Origin of the sequence: Polynucleobacter sp. HIN6, from assembly GCF_030297575.1 — a bacterium.
GTDB lineage: Bacteria > Pseudomonadota > Gammaproteobacteria > Burkholderiales > Burkholderiaceae > Polynucleobacter.
In genome coordinates this window covers 1,299,099-1,312,898 of record NZ_AP028137.1, presented here as the reverse complement: position 1 = coordinate 1,312,898, position 13,800 = coordinate 1,299,099, and the positions used below count along the sequence as shown (strand labels likewise).

At 48.9% G+C, this 13,800-nt stretch carries 14 protein-coding genes; 12 read left to right on the top strand and 2 right to left on the bottom strand.

What is annotated here, in order from left to right:
* Positions 1 to 1,416, bottom strand: coding sequence for a transcriptional regulator PpsR (ppsR, locus tag QUE66_RS06725; protein WP_286223294.1), 1,416 nt, complete (start codon positions 1,414 to 1,416; stop codon positions 1 to 3).
* 25 nt (positions 1,417 to 1,441) lie between these two features.
* Positions 1,442 to 2,338, bottom strand: coding sequence for a cobalamin B12-binding domain-containing protein (locus QUE66_RS06720; RefSeq protein WP_286223293.1), 897 nt, complete (start codon positions 2,336 to 2,338; stop codon positions 1,442 to 1,444).
* A 284-nt stretch (positions 2,339 to 2,622) separates the two neighbouring features.
* On the opposite strand from QUE66_RS06720, the gene bchF reads away from it, so the two are divergent.
* Genes bchF through chlG form a run of 12 tightly spaced genes read left to right on the top strand, consistent with a single transcriptional unit; the run spans position 2,623 to position 13,799 of the window.
* Positions 2,623 to 3,111: a 2-vinyl bacteriochlorophyllide hydratase gene (bchF, locus tag QUE66_RS06715; protein WP_286223292.1), complete on the top strand. Its 489-nt coding sequence runs from the start codon at positions 2,623 to 2,625 to the stop codon at positions 3,109 to 3,111.
* Positions 3,108 to 4,412: a ferredoxin:protochlorophyllide reductase (ATP-dependent) subunit N gene (locus QUE66_RS06710; RefSeq protein ID WP_286223291.1), complete on the top strand. Its 1,305-nt coding sequence runs from the start codon at positions 3,108 to 3,110 to the stop codon at positions 4,410 to 4,412. Before bchF ends, QUE66_RS06710 begins: the two co-directional genes overlap by 4 nt.
* 8 nt (positions 4,413 to 4,420) lie before the next feature.
* Entirely contained in the window at positions 4,421 to 6,019 is a 1,599-nt protein-coding gene (bchB, locus tag QUE66_RS06705) for a ferredoxin:protochlorophyllide reductase (ATP-dependent) subunit B (RefSeq protein ID WP_286223290.1), read from the top strand.
* 48 nt (positions 6,020 to 6,067) lie between these two features.
* The gene (gene bchL / locus QUE66_RS06700) at positions 6,068 to 6,943 is read left to right on the top strand and encodes a ferredoxin:protochlorophyllide reductase (ATP-dependent) iron-sulfur ATP-binding protein (RefSeq protein WP_353506812.1); all 876 of its coding nucleotides are present in this window, start codon (positions 6,068 to 6,070) and stop codon (positions 6,941 to 6,943) included.
* 13 nt (positions 6,944 to 6,956) lie between these two features.
* Positions 6,957 to 7,655 (top strand): magnesium protoporphyrin IX methyltransferase, encoded by a 699-nt coding sequence (gene bchM, locus QUE66_RS06695; protein WP_286223289.1) that lies wholly within the window; start codon positions 6,957 to 6,959, stop codon positions 7,653 to 7,655.
* An 8-nt stretch (positions 7,656 to 7,663) separates the two neighbouring features.
* Positions 7,664 to 9,094, top strand: a complete 1,431-nt coding sequence (locus QUE66_RS06690) for a BCD family MFS transporter (RefSeq protein WP_286223288.1) — start codon at positions 7,664 to 7,666, stop codon at positions 9,092 to 9,094.
* 26 nt (positions 9,095 to 9,120) lie between these two features.
* A complete protein-coding gene (gene puhA / locus QUE66_RS06685; RefSeq protein ID WP_286223287.1) occupies positions 9,121 to 9,891 on the top strand; it encodes a photosynthetic reaction center subunit H in 771 nt (256 codons plus the stop codon).
* Positions 9,892 to 9,896: 5 nt separating this feature from the next.
* Positions 9,897 to 10,592, top strand: a complete 696-nt coding sequence (gene puhB, locus QUE66_RS06680; RefSeq protein WP_286223286.1) for a photosynthetic complex putative assembly protein PuhB — start codon at positions 9,897 to 9,899, stop codon at positions 10,590 to 10,592.
* Positions 10,589 to 11,044, top strand: a complete 456-nt coding sequence (puhC, locus tag QUE66_RS06675) for a photosynthetic complex assembly protein PuhC (protein WP_286223285.1) — start codon at positions 10,589 to 10,591, stop codon at positions 11,042 to 11,044. The genes puhB and puhC overlap by 4 nt, the downstream gene beginning before the upstream one ends.
* 14 nt (positions 11,045 to 11,058) lie before the next feature.
* Positions 11,059 to 12,147 carry a magnesium-protoporphyrin IX monomethyl ester (oxidative) cyclase gene (acsF, locus tag QUE66_RS06670; protein WP_286223284.1) on the top strand — a complete coding sequence of 363 codons (1,089 nt, stop codon included), beginning with the start codon at positions 11,059 to 11,061 and terminating at the stop codon, positions 12,145 to 12,147.
* 6 nt (positions 12,148 to 12,153) lie between these two features.
* Positions 12,154 to 12,915 carry a putative photosynthetic complex assembly protein PuhE gene (puhE, locus tag QUE66_RS06665; protein WP_286223283.1) on the top strand — a complete coding sequence of 254 codons (762 nt, stop codon included), beginning with the start codon at positions 12,154 to 12,156 and terminating at the stop codon, positions 12,913 to 12,915.
* On the top strand, positions 12,897 to 13,799 hold the full coding sequence (gene chlG / locus QUE66_RS06660) for a chlorophyll synthase ChlG (RefSeq protein WP_286223282.1): 903 nt from the start codon (positions 12,897 to 12,899) through the stop codon (positions 13,797 to 13,799). The genes puhE and chlG overlap by 19 nt, the downstream gene beginning before the upstream one ends.
* Position 13,800: the final 1 nt, after the last annotated feature.

Below are 13,800 nucleotides of genomic sequence, written 5' to 3'. Positions count from 1 at the left end.
TTATTCCTCGATGTCGCTATCTTTGCTTTGATCGCTCAGATTATATTTACGTAATTTAATGTAGAGACTTTGCCGAGAGAGACCAAGCATCTCAGAAGCAGAGACTCGATTGCCACGCGTGAGCTCGAGTGCGGCTTTAATGCAAAGCTGCTCAATCAAATCAGTCGTCTCGTTAATAATTTCTTTTAAAGGTAAGCGGCCAACCAGTTGTGTGAGTTCTTCACTCGAGCGTGTAATTGACTCTTCGGGTTGGATCTTTGAGCGAATGCGTGAGCCAACCTCACGAATCGTAAATCCTAAGCATGCATGTGGGTAGGCAACCGATACAGCAGAGATCTCAACCGGATGCAAAGTACCAAACGAGTCTCGAATCGAGGTTGCAAATAACTTAATAGATCCCTTTTCTTGAAGATTGGAGAGCATGACACGTAAATCGACACTCGAACGCTCAAGCCAGCGCTCCAGAGGCTCATTTAAGATTTGATCGAGCTTATCAGCCATGATCAGACGCAAGAATGCTTGATTCGCTGTTAATATTTTCCCGGCTGAGTTGGTCACAATAAAGCCATCGGGCGCATTTTCGAGCGCTTGAATCACTAATGATTGTGCGCCTGCATCTTGACGGTCAACAAATTCACCCGAGCGCTTAATCGTGATTAATAGTAGGGATTGGTTTTCATTACGAAACGGTGCGGCTGATAAAAATGCCTCTTGGCCATTTAAAAGCTGAGTGCTGAGGTCAGCCGCAGTGCTTGTATATGCAACCTTACTGAGTAATGACTGCGCTTGAATGCGATCGCCCTTGGCTAAATAGTCAATTAAAGAGCGACCGTTGAGTTTTTTAATGGATTCATTTAGCAAATCAGCAGCACGAGGGTTGGCCTCAACAATCTTGAACGTATTTGCGTCAAGCACTAATACGGCCTCGGAGGCCATTTCAAATAAAACACGATACCGCGTTTCAAGTTGGCGCAGGCGAGTGTAATCACGCTCAATCGCTTGCTGTGCGTCGACTAAGCGTTGTTGGAGGAGGGAGATCTCGCGTAAATCACGAGCGAGCGCAATAATCTGCCCTGTACTTCCAATTTTCAGTGTTGCGCAGAGGAGGGGCAAATCACTGGCGCCCGGCATCGCAACATTAATTTGCCGAAAGCGCGAGAGGGAGGACTCATTGGCATCCGTCAAGAGCGCCTGAATCTTCGGACGGCTTTCTACAGTGACCACATCGACCCAAGATTTACCAACCCAGTTTTCTAAGTTGGGGCTTCGTAAATCGGGGTTACCAAACGCAATACTTTGAATCACACCCTCTGAATTTAGGGTGAGCGAGATATCTGCCGAAGCCTCGACGAGATTAGCAATCTCTTCCGGGTTGAGCTGCCCAAAGGTGTGGGCGGTGCTGGCAATATTGGTCACGATCTCAGTCTTTTATTCGTTTTTCTTAAACTCGCGATTTTAAGATATTCTCAGCGGCAATTACCGCATCTGGGGCGCTCAAAGTGCAAATGTCTGCAGCGCATTGATCCATTAATTCTGGCTTAGCATTAAAGAGTGCACCCCCAGCCATAATCCCAATTTGGGAGTTGGCTGAACATTTCCGAATCGCCTGGACCAATTCCTGCATAGCGTCCCATTGCAGCTCATACGAAATTGAGATTCCAACAATATCAAATGCTTGCTCACGGCAAAGCGTAAGGATTTCCTCTTTGGAGGGGTTGGCTACTGTCGTGACATCCCAGCCTGCTTGGATAAAGAATTCGCTCAACATCAACACCCCCATGGTGTGTTGGGAGTGGGGCATTGCAAATAACAAGGCTCTCCCTGAGAGGGTTTTGTGTTCACTTTCATTATTCCGAAAGTCCGGGCTAAGTTCTTGCATGATGCGCTGAACTCGACCGAGGGCAAGGGTCACGGTTGTAAAACTTTGCTCATCGAGTTCCCAATAGCAGCCTAAGCGCCTTGCTGCCGGTGCAATTAAGTCGAGATAGATCTCGTTTAATCCCCGACCTTCAAGGCGCATGGCTTGAATGTAGCCTAGGCAAATATCGTTCGAGCTATGAATGAGCAATTCAGCAAAGTGTTTGACCTCATCACTGGATATCGGCACCCCAGTTATTCTGGAAGCAACATCCGGGTGGCTGTGGCCATGCTGCATCAGAAGGCGGGGAATAATTTGTGCCTCGATGGTTTTATTCAGTAGATTATTGAGTTCATGGGAGGTGGACGAATCCACCTTTTGGGAAATCTGGGTATTGAAGCGCGGTTTTTCGTGCCATGGTTGGCCTTCCTTGCCTTCTGATGCCTGATTATTGTTTCTCGGTAGATTAAATTGATCCACTCTTAACCCCTAAGCCATTTACATATGTTGCGATGCAATATTTATCGCATTCCAAGCACCTTTTTTTAGATGACTCCTTTCAGAAATCCAACTAAAAATAGGCTAATCCAGGCCAAAAACCTTCCTTTTTTGACCAATTTCCCTAAGGTTTACCACTAGGAGTCTAAACTGTCAAAATAATTTGACATATATAAGGGTTTATTCCTAGATTTGTCTACATAAAAAAGCGTAAACTTAGGTTTACATATTTATATAGGAGCCAGGCTGCGTAAGGAAAAAAGCACATGGCAAGTCAAATTCACCCCCTTTATACACCCGAAGAGCGAATTCGACGAGATCGTTCGAAGTGGACCTTGGTTCAGGGGATCTTGGCGCCTGTGCAATTTGTCATTTTTTTGGTGAGTTTGTATTTCGTGATTCGATTTTTAATCACGGGGCAGGGCGAGTTTGCCGCCAATGTCTCGATCGTGATTAAAACCTTGATTCTCTACACGATCATGATCACCGGCAGCATTTGGGAGAAAGAGGTATTCGGTAAGTATCTTTTTGCCCACGCTTTTTATTGGGAAGATGTGTTTAGCATGCTGGTTTTGGCATTGCACACCGCCTACCTAATCGCATTAACGTTTGGGTTTTTAGAGCCCCGCGCACTGATGGTGTTGGCCTTATCGGCTTATTTGGCGTATGTGATCAATGCCGCTCAGTTTTTATGGAAACTGCGCCAAGCTCGCTTGCAAGAGTCAAGTCAAGGAACAGAGCGGGTGATGGCATGAATCGCGTGATTCCTTTGCAGCCTACAACTGATGCGTGCGACTCATCAGACCGTGCAATTCTCAAAGAGCGTGGTCAACGCGAGGTGTTTTGTGGCTTAACCGGCATTATTTGGCTGCACCGCAAAATCCAGGACGCATTTTTCTTAGTGGTTGGCTCTCGAACTTGCGCACACTTGGTGCAATCGGCTGCGGGCGTGATGATTTTTGCAGAGCCCCGTTTTGCCACTGCGATTATTGATGATCATGATTTGGCAGGCCTCGCCGATGCCAATGAGGAGCTCGATCGGGTAGTTAATCAACTCCTCACCCGCAGACCCGATATCAAAATGCTTTTCTTGGTGGGCTCATGTCCATCCGAAGTGATCAAGCTCGATCTCTCACGCGCCGCCGAGCGTTTAAGTAAAACCCACACGCCACGCGTACGCATTCTCAATTACTCGGGTAGTGGAATTGAAACCACTTTCACACAAGGTGAAGACACTTGCCTTGCCGCACTTGCCAAAGAAATTCCGCAGCATGCACAAGATCATCCGCCGCAAGAAGAGGTGGATCTATTGATCGTTGGTTGCTTGGCCGATATTGTGGAAGATCAGTTCTCCCGAATCTTCAACGAGCTGGGCATTGGATCCTATGCATTCTTTCCGCCCAGACGGTCGGGTGATATTCCACGCCTAGGGCCCAATACTCGGTACTTGCTTGTACAACCATTCTTAACCGAAACTGCTCGAGTCCTCGATGATATGGGTGCAAAGCGGATTCCAGCTCCGTTCCCACTTGGTGTTGAAGGGACAGAGGCTTGGTTTGCCGCCGCGGCTAAGGCATTTGGAATCGATCCAAATCATGTTGAGAAGGTGATTGCACCTAAACGTCAACGCGCAAACTTGGCGCTGGAGCGCCAACGACAAGTTCTCAATGGCCGCTCAATCTTTTTCTTTCCAGACTCGCAATTGGAAATTCCCCTAGCAAGATTCTTGCACCGCGAACTGGGTATGCAGCTGACTGAAATCGGGATGCCCTATATCCATCGCCAACATCTGGCGGAGGAACTGGCTTTGTTGCCAGCCGAAGTGAGCTTATCGGAAGGGCAGGATGTGGAGAAGCAACTCGATCGCTGTCGTAATTATCGTCCCGATATGGTGGTTTGCGGCTTGGGTTTGGCAAATCCACTCGAGGCTGAGGGGTTGACTACGAAGTGGTCGATTGAATTGGTGTTCACACCGATTCAAGGGTTTGATCAAGCGGCTGATCTCGCTGAACTCTTTGCGCGGCCATTGGTGCGCAGAACTAAATTGGCGGCTTAGGAGAGCTCATGAAATTAACGCTCTGGACCTACGAAGGACCGCCTCATATTGGTGCGATGCGTATCGCAACGGCAATGGAGGGCGTGCATTACGTCCTGCATGCACCACAGGGCGATACCTATGCAGATCTGCTCTTCACCATGATCGAGCGCATGAACAAGCGCCCACCAGTGACCTACACCACCTTTCAGGCACGTGATCTTGGTGGTGATACCGCTGAGTTGTTCAAAGATGCAGCGCGTTCTGCTTACGCACGTTTTAAGCCCGACTTACTCATGGTGGGTGCGTCATGTACCGCTGAATTGATTCAGGATGATCCAGGTGGATTAGCAGCTGCACTGCAATTATCAGTTCCTGTATTGCCATTGGAATTGCCCGCCTATCAGAAGAAAGAAAACTGGGGCGCCGCAGAAACTTTTTATCAAATGGTGCGTTTGCTAGGCAAAGACTACGTTTTATCCCCTGGAGAGAAACGCAAACCACGGCCTGCTGGATTGCCACCAAGTTGCAATATTTTGGGACCAACCGCTTTAGGATTTCGGCATCGCGATGATTTGGTGGAAATTCGGAAGCTACTACGACAGATTGGTGTGAGAGTCAATGTTGTCGCACCCTTGGGCGCTAAACCTGAAGACATTTCACGCCTGCATGAGGCAGACTTTAACGTGGTGCTCTATCCCGAGGTGGCTAATAGTGCAGCCCAGTGGTTAAGTAAAAACTTTGGGCAGCCCAGTACTAAAACCATCCCAATCGGATTTAATGCAACACGTGCCTTTATCGAGGAGGTATGCACCCTAGCGCAAATCCATTGCGATATCGATGAGTTGACAAAACGCTCACGCGCACGCTGGTATGCCTTATCGGTGGATTCAACCTATTTAACGAATAAACGTGTCTTCATCTTTGGTGACGCAACTCATGCAATTGCGGCTGCAAAAGTTGCATCCCAAGAAATGGGCTTCCAGGTCGTTGGTCTTGGTACCTACAGCCGAGAGTTGGCCAGGGAAGTGCGAGAGGCCGCAAGTCAGTATGGCATTGAAGCCTTAATTACGGATGATTACCTAGAGGTCGAGCAACGCATTACCGAACTACAGCCTGAGTTGATTCTGGGTAGCCAGATGGAGCGCCATATCGCTAAACGTCTGAAGATTCCATGTGCTGTTATCTCAGCACCAATTCATGTGCAAGATTTCCCAGCACGCTACTCGCCACAAATGGGATTTGAGGGGGCCAATGTTCTCTTTGATACCTGGGTCCATCCATTGATGATGGGCTTAGAAGAGCACTTGATTGGTATGTTCCGCGAAGACTTTGAGTTTCATGATGGCGCAGCTCCATCTCATTTGGGCCATGGACATCAGCGCACCCCCGCGAACGAAGCGAGCGTTGTATCTGAGCCTGCACCGGTTCCTGAGGTGGCAGTAGCTAATGGCGCCCCTGTGACTGAGAGTGTGTGGGAGCCAGAAGCACAGAAAGAGCTCAATAAGATCCCATTCTTTGTGCGCGGTAAAGCCAAGCGCAATACCGAGCGCTTTGCGATTGAGCGCGGTTTACCAACGATTTCTTTAGAAACTTTGTATGACGCAAAAGCCCATTTTGGACGCTAAGCGCACTGGAGCCATGTTATGAACGTAGTCAATATTCCCGTAAGTGAGATGAAGTCACGACGAGCTGACGGAGAGGGCAGTGTTCAGGTACAACTTGATCCCAATTTAAAGATTGGGAAGGCAAAAGTCTTTGCGGTTTATGGCAAGGGTGGAATTGGTAAGAGCACGACCTCCTCCAATCTCTCCGTGGCTTTTTCCAAATTAGGTAAGCGTGTGATTCAGATTGGTTGTGATCCAAAGCATGACTCCACCTTCACGCTTACTAAAAAATTGATGCCGACTGTGATTGATGTCTTAGAGAAGGTTGATTTTCATTCAGAAGAATTGCGCGTCGAGGATTTTGTCTACGAAGGCTACAACGGTGTCATGTGTGTCGAAGCCGGTGGCCCTCCGGCAGGTACGGGCTGCGGCGGCTATGTGGTAGGCCAGACCGTGAAGTTACTGAAAGAACATCATTTACTCGATGACACCGATGTGGTGATTTTTGATGTCTTGGGCGATGTGGTGTGTGGCGGCTTTGCAGCACCCTTGCAACATGCGGATCGTGCACTGATTGTGACCGCTAATGATTTTGATTCGATCTTTGCGATGAATCGCATTGTGCAAGCGATTGGAGCTAAGGCCAAAAACTATAACGTGCGTTTAGGCGGCGTGATTGCTAATCGCAGCGCTGGTACCGATCAGATTGATAAGTTCAATGAAAAAGTGGGCCTCAAAACGATGGCGCATTTTCCAGATCTTGACGTGATCCGTCGCAGTCGCTTAAAGAAATCAACGCTCTTTGAGATGGAGCAATCGCCAGAGCTCGACAAAGTACAGCAAGAGTATCTCCGTTTAGCGGCAGCCCTCTGGGCGGGCGCAGATCCCCTGCCAGCAGTGCCCATGAAGGATCGTGACATTTTTGATCTCTTGGGATTTGATTAATTAAGGCATCAGCATGCAAGAGCATTCGTATCTCGAAAAACGCAGTCAGTTGCAGCAGTACTTTGATCGAACTGCCTTTGACGCTTGGGCAAAATTAACGTCCACTGCACCGGTAAGTGGTATTCGTAAAACGGTACGGGCAGGGCGCGATGAGATGCGTAATGTCCTTTTAGGCTACCTGCCTAATGATCTCCATGGACAGCGGGTTCTGGATGCGGGTTGCGGGACTGGTGCACTCGCGGTCGAGTTAGCCAAGCGTGGCGCGCAAGTGATGGCTACCGATATCTCACCAACCTTGATTGATCTAGCACGCGAGCGCTTACCGACCGATTTGGGTCGGGGGTCAATCGAGTTCTTTGCAGGCGATATGTTAGATCCGGCCTTGGGAGATTTTGATCACGTGGTTTGTATGGACTCCATGATTCATTACCATCGCCGCGATATTACGAAGGCACTTGCAGGACTTGCGCAGCGGACGCGGCAACGGATTGCATTCACCTTTGCGCCCAAGAACCCATTTTTATCCACCATGATTGCCGTAGGACGTTTATTTCCACGCGGTGATCGTGCACCTTTTATTGAGCCAGTTGCTGAGCAAACGCTGGCGAAGTTAATTACACGCGAGCCTGATCTGAGTGCCTGGAAGATTGATGCGACCCAAAAGATTGCACGCGGGTTTTATATTTCGCAGGCGATGGTGCTAAGTCGATGATGCGAGTGATGAACCTTAATCTATTCTCGGCCTGGCGACGAATCTCGCCACGGTTTATGCCATTTTCTGATGTGGCAACCAAGGATTTGCCTTTAAGTAAATGGCTACGCTTGGCATTGTTTCAAGTATCGGTGGGGATGGCGACCGTGATGCTGATTGGTACCCTCAATCGCGTGATGATTGTCGAGATGGGCGTGCCCGCGAGCCTGGTTGCGCTGATGGTGGCGCTACCTTTATTGTTTTCCCCGTTTCGTGCTTTAGTGGGATTTAAGAGCGATCACCATCGTTCCTTTTTGGGCTGGAAGCGCGTTCCTTACATTTGGTTGGGTAGTTGGTTGCAGTTTGGCGGTCTCGCCATCATGCCATTCTCTCTGATTCTATTGTCAGGGGATTCCAATTGGCCTCATTGGTTCAGTTACATTGCCGCAGCACTCGCATTTTTGTTAGTAGGCGCTGGGATGCAAATTACCCAAACTGCCGGCTTGGCGCTCGCCTCCGATTTAGCAACGACAGAATCCCGTCCACGGGTGGTAGCCCTCATGTATGTGATGTTTCTAATCGGTATGGTCTTTAGTAGCGTGATATTTGGACTATTGCTAACAAACTTCTCACCACTGCGTTTGATTCAAGTGGTGCAGGGCGCCGCAGCCCTAACGATGGTACTGAATCTGATGGCGCTGTGGAAACAAGAGGCACGCCAATCAAAGACTAAGGAGCAGCTTAATCAAGAGCCAATCACTCGCTTTAAAGAGTCTTGGAGCCGATTTGCCAAGCAAGACAAGGTGATTCGATTCCTGGTTGCGCTAGGGATGGGAACCGCAGCCTTTAGTATGCAAGACATCATTTTGGAGCCTTATGGAGCGGAAGTACTTCACTTATCAGTGAGCGCTACCACCTTGTTAACCGGCTTGACCTCGATTGGAGCCTTATTGGCATTTATGTTGGCGGCCAAGGTCTTAAATCGTCGGATTGATTCGCATCGCTTAGCTGCGATTGGGGCGCTCTGCGGGATCTTTGCTTTTACTTGCGTCATCTTCTCTGAGCCATTACTGGCGCCTAATTTATTTCGAGTCGGCGCATTCTTGATTGGTTTTGGTGGGGGATTGTTTGCGGTTAGCACTCTCGCAACCGCCATGAGTTTTGATTCCTTGGGTATGAATGGTTTGGTCATTGGTGCGTGGGGTGCGGTGAGCGCTACTGCAGCTGGTCTAGCAATTGGACTCGGCGGGGTGATTCGGGATGTGGTCTCGACCTTAGCAGTATCAGGGTCACTCGGATCCGTTTTGGTCTCACCGGGAACAGGGTACAGCTTTGTCTATCACATTGAACTGTTTTTGTTATTTGCAACCTTAGTTGCGATTGGTCCTTTGGTCGTGATGAAACGTCCAAAGCCAACGCTATCAGATTCGAAGTTTGGATTAGCAGAGTTTCCAAGCTAATTCATTGTTAAAGAGGGGAGTACGTTATGGGAACTGGAGCAATTACACAATACGTGGATGTCGCGCAATTAGCCCTGTATGCATTTTGGGTTTTCTTCGCCATCCTCATTTATTACCTCACCATTGAGAGTAAGCGTGAGGGATTTCCGCTTGAGTACGATCAAGCCGGCAAGGTGCGTCGTGCCGAAGGCATTGCAGCGATGCCTAAGCCAAAAACCTTTAAGACCCAATTTGGTGGCGATGTCACGGTGCCTCGAGATGAGCCCTTCGAACGTTTGGCTGCTAGACCAGCAAACGGGATGAATGGCGCACCGATTGAGCCAACCGGCAACCCAATGCTCGATGGTATTGGCCCAGGCGCATATGCCAATCGCGCTGATGTGCCCGATCACATGCCAGAGGGCGGCCCTCGCATTGTCCCAATGCGCTTGTTGGGTGACTTCAGTGTAGCCAGACAAGACATTGATCCGCGTGGGCTCAATGTAGTGGGTGCCGATGGCGTACGTGGTGGCACCATTAAAGAGATTTGGGTTGATCGCCTCGAGATGATGATTCGGTATCTGGAGCTTGAGACCACCCCTGAAACAGGTGCACGTCGTGTGCTATTGCCCATGAACTTTGCTCGGGTCGGTCGCAATCAGGTATCTGTGAAAGCAGTCTTGGGTAAGCACTTTGCTAAAGTACCTGCGACCAAGAGCATGGAGCAAATCACCTTGCTCGAAGAGGAAAAAATTATGGCGTACTTTGGGGCAGGTACCTTGTACGCCACTCCTGAGCGCAGTGAGCCACTGGTGTAATTGGAATGAGCACCATCTACCAATCCCCAGAGCATGAGTTCGAGGCACAGCCCGGATTGCCCGAGCCATTGCCTGAAGATGAGCGTATTCTTTGGCAAGGAAAGCCAGACCTCAAATCATTTGCACTGCATGCAGCGCATTTGCAATGGTTTGCACTTTACTTTTCTGCCATGGTGGTTCTCAAGATTATTGCGATTAGTCGCTCTACGGGCGGATGGGCTGAGGAATGGCCTGGCTTTGCCTGGGCTCTGGGACTGTCTCTGTGCGCATTGACCTTGTTGGCCTTGCTCACCTATTGGTCGGTGAACGCAACGATGTACACCTTAACCAATCGACGTCTAGTGATGCGCATTGGAATTGTGCTGACGATTACATTTAACTTACCCCTCAAGCGTTTAGCTCAAGCAGGTGTCCACATTTATCCAGATGGTAGTGCGGATATTCCCATCAAACTCAATGCGGATGACAAAATTCCATTCTTGCATTTATGGCCTCATGCCCGCGCTTGGAAGTTGGCGCATCCCGAGCCCATGATGCGATGCGTACCGGACGGTGCCAAGGTAGCTAAGTTATTTGCAGATACCTGGGCAACAATGAATCAAGTTGAGTTACGTCCCCAACCCATCATTCAGCCCGAGTCGTCCGCAAGTTCTTATGGACAGGGAATGGCGATCGCAAAGGTATCCCAATCGCGTCCATGAGCCGCTCATCGTCACCCCTTCTCAGCAAAACAACGGTTCTGGTGCTCGCACTCGGAGTGTTTGCCGCGTTCATTGCTTGGGTGATTACGCAGTCTCAACAGATCGCGCGCTATCCCGATGCGCCAGCAAAAATGATTAAGCAACTCCGATTTGAAGATCGTCCCGATGGCTCAATTGCGGTAGTCGACTATCAATCGAAGCAGCAAGTTGATGTGATTATTGGGGAGGCTGGCTTTGTGCGCGGAGCATTACGGACCTTGGCGCAAGAGCGCAAGCGTCGCGAGATCGGTAGCGAGCCACCTTTTGAGTTAATTGCCCGTCAAGATGGGCGCTTAACCCTTGCCGACCCCAGCACCGGACGCATGATTGATTTGGAATCTTTTGGGGTTATTAATTCACAGCATTTTGCACGCCTTCTTCGGACGGATGCAAATCAAACCCAACAACGTTGATATTGGAGAACTAGATGGAATCCGCAGAAAGCCTATTACGAGACCAGATTCCGGCGACCCCGCAAATTAATGATTCAACGAAGAAGGCATTGCAAGATGCCATGTTGAGTCCGCGTTTTTACACCACCGACTTTGCCGAAGTGGATCGGACTAATATTGATGCATTGCGCTCGGAGTGGAATGTTCTAATGGCAGAGTTTGCAGCCGATATTAATTCTGATCACTTTCAGCGGCCTGCTGATATGAGCAAGAACTATTCCAATGTGGATCCGGAGCTCTATGACGAGTTTGTTGATTTCTTGATTAGCTCGATTACCTCGGAGTTCTCAGGATGCATTTTGTACGCCGAGATCAAGCGCAAGGTGAAGAACGAGGATATGAAGTTACTCTACGGTTATATGGCTCGTGATGAGTCGCGCCATGCAGGCTTTATTAATCAGTGGTTAAAAGATTTTGATATCGGAATTGATCTTGGTTTCTTAGCGAAGGCTAAAAAATACACGTATTTCAAGCCCAAATTTATTTACTATGCGACCTACCTTTCGGAGAAGATTGGGTATGCCAGGTACATTACGATCTTTCGAGAGCTTGAGAAAAAACCAGAACTCCGTTTTCACCCGATCTTTTTGTGGTTTGAGAGATGGTGTAACGACGAGTTTCGCCATGGCGAAGCGTTTGCATTAATTATGCGCGCCAACCCCCATTTATTAACGGGGCTCAATAAGTATTGGATTCGGTTCTTCTGCTTAGCGGTCTACAGCACGATGTATGTCCGTGATCATTCACGACCACAGTTGTACAAAGCAATGCAAATCTCACCCACTGACTATGACAAAAAGGTCTTGCGGATTACCAATGAAATTACTAAGCAGGTATTCCCCATCTCTCTGAACTTAGATGACCCCCGTTTTTATGAGTGCATGAACCGCATGCTGGCCTTATTCCAAAAAATGGATGTGTATAAAGCCCGCGGAGGTTTCATAGCAAAAGTGATGGTGCCGCTCTTAGGGGTGCGTGCTGGCCTAGTCTTTGCCCGCGCCTATTTCTTACCCGTGCACAACCACGAGTTACCCCGTAATGTCCGCTTGGTCCCCAGTTGGTAACGAACGATGAGTCTGAGTAGCTTTCTCTTTCCGATGCTCTACACCATCTTCTTATGGTGGTTTGGCACCGGAATCATTTTGTTACTCAATCAACGTCCACGCTCGACCCATCAGGCGACCTTTTGGATGAGCGGTATGGTTTTGCTCTTTGCTTTGGTTGGCTTAAAAACTAGCGCCAATCTCAATACAGTGGCTGGAGCGTATTGCGGATTTACTTGTGCTTTATTGGTTTGGGCTTGGCAAGAGATTGGATTTTTATTGGGGTATGTCACCGGCTCCAGGCGCACTCCATGCCCGCCCGATTGCAGGGGTGTACGTAAAGCGATTTATGCGTTTCAGACCATCTCACATCATGAGTTGGCTCTCATCATTCTCGGAATTGCTGTTGCGGTCGCTACATGGGGTGGCAGTAATTTAGTCGGTTTATGGACCTTTCTCATCCTCTGGGCGATGCGGCAAAGCGCCAAGCTCAATGTGTTTTTAGGGGTATTGAATCTAAATGAGAAGTTCTTGCCTGTGCATCTGCAATACATGCATAGCTACTTTACCAAGCGGTCTATGAACCCCTTATTACCAATTTCGATTCTCTTGTCAGGTTTAGTGGCCTTACCACTTTGGCAGCATGCGTTTGCCATTAATGCCAATGCATATCAAATTGCGTCCTCGACCATTTTGGCGACCTTACTATCGCTTGCCATCTTGGAGCACATCATGATGGTCCTACCATTTTCAACTGACGGATTATGGAAATGGGGACTTCGGTCTTAAACCAAACTTCGCAACGGTCTTGGCCAACTCCATTTGCAATTCTGGAGTTGCTCAAGCCCATTACATGGTTTCCACCCATGTGGGCATTTGCCTGCGGAGTGATTGCAACTGGTGTCGCCATCACCGAGCGTTGGCAGATATTACTCGCTGGTGTATTGCTAGCTGGTCCGATGGTGTGTGCCACTAGTCAGGCGATCAATGACTGGTTTGATCGACATGTGGATGCGATTAATGAGCCCAATCGTCCGATTCCATCGGGACGTATGCCTGGACGTTGGGGTCTGTACATTGCCATTCTTTGGACTGGATTATCGCTTCTAGTGGGTTGGTGGATAAGTCCTTGGGCATTTGTTGCTACCTTAATTGGCCTATTCTTAGCTTGGGCTTATAGTGCGCCACCGTTACGCCTCAAACAAAATGGTTGGTGGGGCAATGCAGCTTGCGGCTTATCGTATGAAGGTCTTGCATGGTTCACCGGTTCCGCGGTGATGTTGGGGGACGTGTTTCCCTCAACCGCATCGATCATCTTAGCCTTGCTTTATAGCATTGGCGCACACGGCATCATGACCTTAAATGACTTTAAGTCGATTGAGGGTGATCGCCAAATGGGTGTGCGTTCATTACCAGTGCAATTGGGTATCAACGGAGCGGCTTGGAATGCCTGCTTGATGATGATCATCCCGCAATATCTAGTGGTTGGATTCTTGTATTGGCATGGCAGTTCATTTCATGCATTGGCGATCCTGGTCTTAATCATTGCGCAATTGCTCATGATGAAGTATTTCTTGGGGGACCCCGTAAAGCGCGCTTTATTCCTAAGCGGCTTTGGTGTCCCATTGTTTGTGAGTGGCATGATGGTCAGTGCTTTTGCAGTAGGTCGATAAG

Coding starts and splice junctions, on each gene's coding strand:
- bchL (WP_353506812.1), top strand. CDS start 6,068: ATGAAGTCACGACGAGCTGACGGAGAGGGCAGTGTTCAGGTACAACTT.
- bchM (WP_286223289.1), top strand. CDS start 6,957: ATGCAAGAGCATTCGTATCTCGAAAAACGCAGTCAGTTGCAGCAGTAC.
- puhC (WP_286223285.1), top strand. CDS start 10,589: ATGAGCCGCTCATCGTCACCCCTTCTCAGCAAAACAACGGTTCTGGTG.
- puhE (WP_286223283.1), top strand. CDS start 12,154: ATGAGTCTGAGTAGCTTTCTCTTTCCGATGCTCTACACCATCTTCTTA.
- QUE66_RS06710 (WP_286223291.1), top strand. CDS start 3,108: ATGAATCGCGTGATTCCTTTGCAGCCTACAACTGATGCGTGCGACTCA.
- bchB (WP_286223290.1), top strand. CDS start 4,421: ATGAAATTAACGCTCTGGACCTACGAAGGACCGCCTCATATTGGTGCG.
- puhB (WP_286223286.1), top strand. CDS start 9,897: ATGAGCACCATCTACCAATCCCCAGAGCATGAGTTCGAGGCACAGCCC.
- QUE66_RS06690 (WP_286223288.1), top strand. CDS start 7,664: ATGAACCTTAATCTATTCTCGGCCTGGCGACGAATCTCGCCACGGTTT.
- bchF (WP_286223292.1), top strand. CDS start 2,623: ATGGCAAGTCAAATTCACCCCCTTTATACACCCGAAGAGCGAATTCGA.
- chlG (WP_286223282.1), top strand. CDS start 12,897: ATGGGGACTTCGGTCTTAAACCAAACTTCGCAACGGTCTTGGCCAACT.
- acsF (WP_286223284.1), top strand. CDS start 11,059: ATGGAATCCGCAGAAAGCCTATTACGAGACCAGATTCCGGCGACCCCG.
- puhA (WP_286223287.1), top strand. CDS start 9,121: ATGGGAACTGGAGCAATTACACAATACGTGGATGTCGCGCAATTAGCC.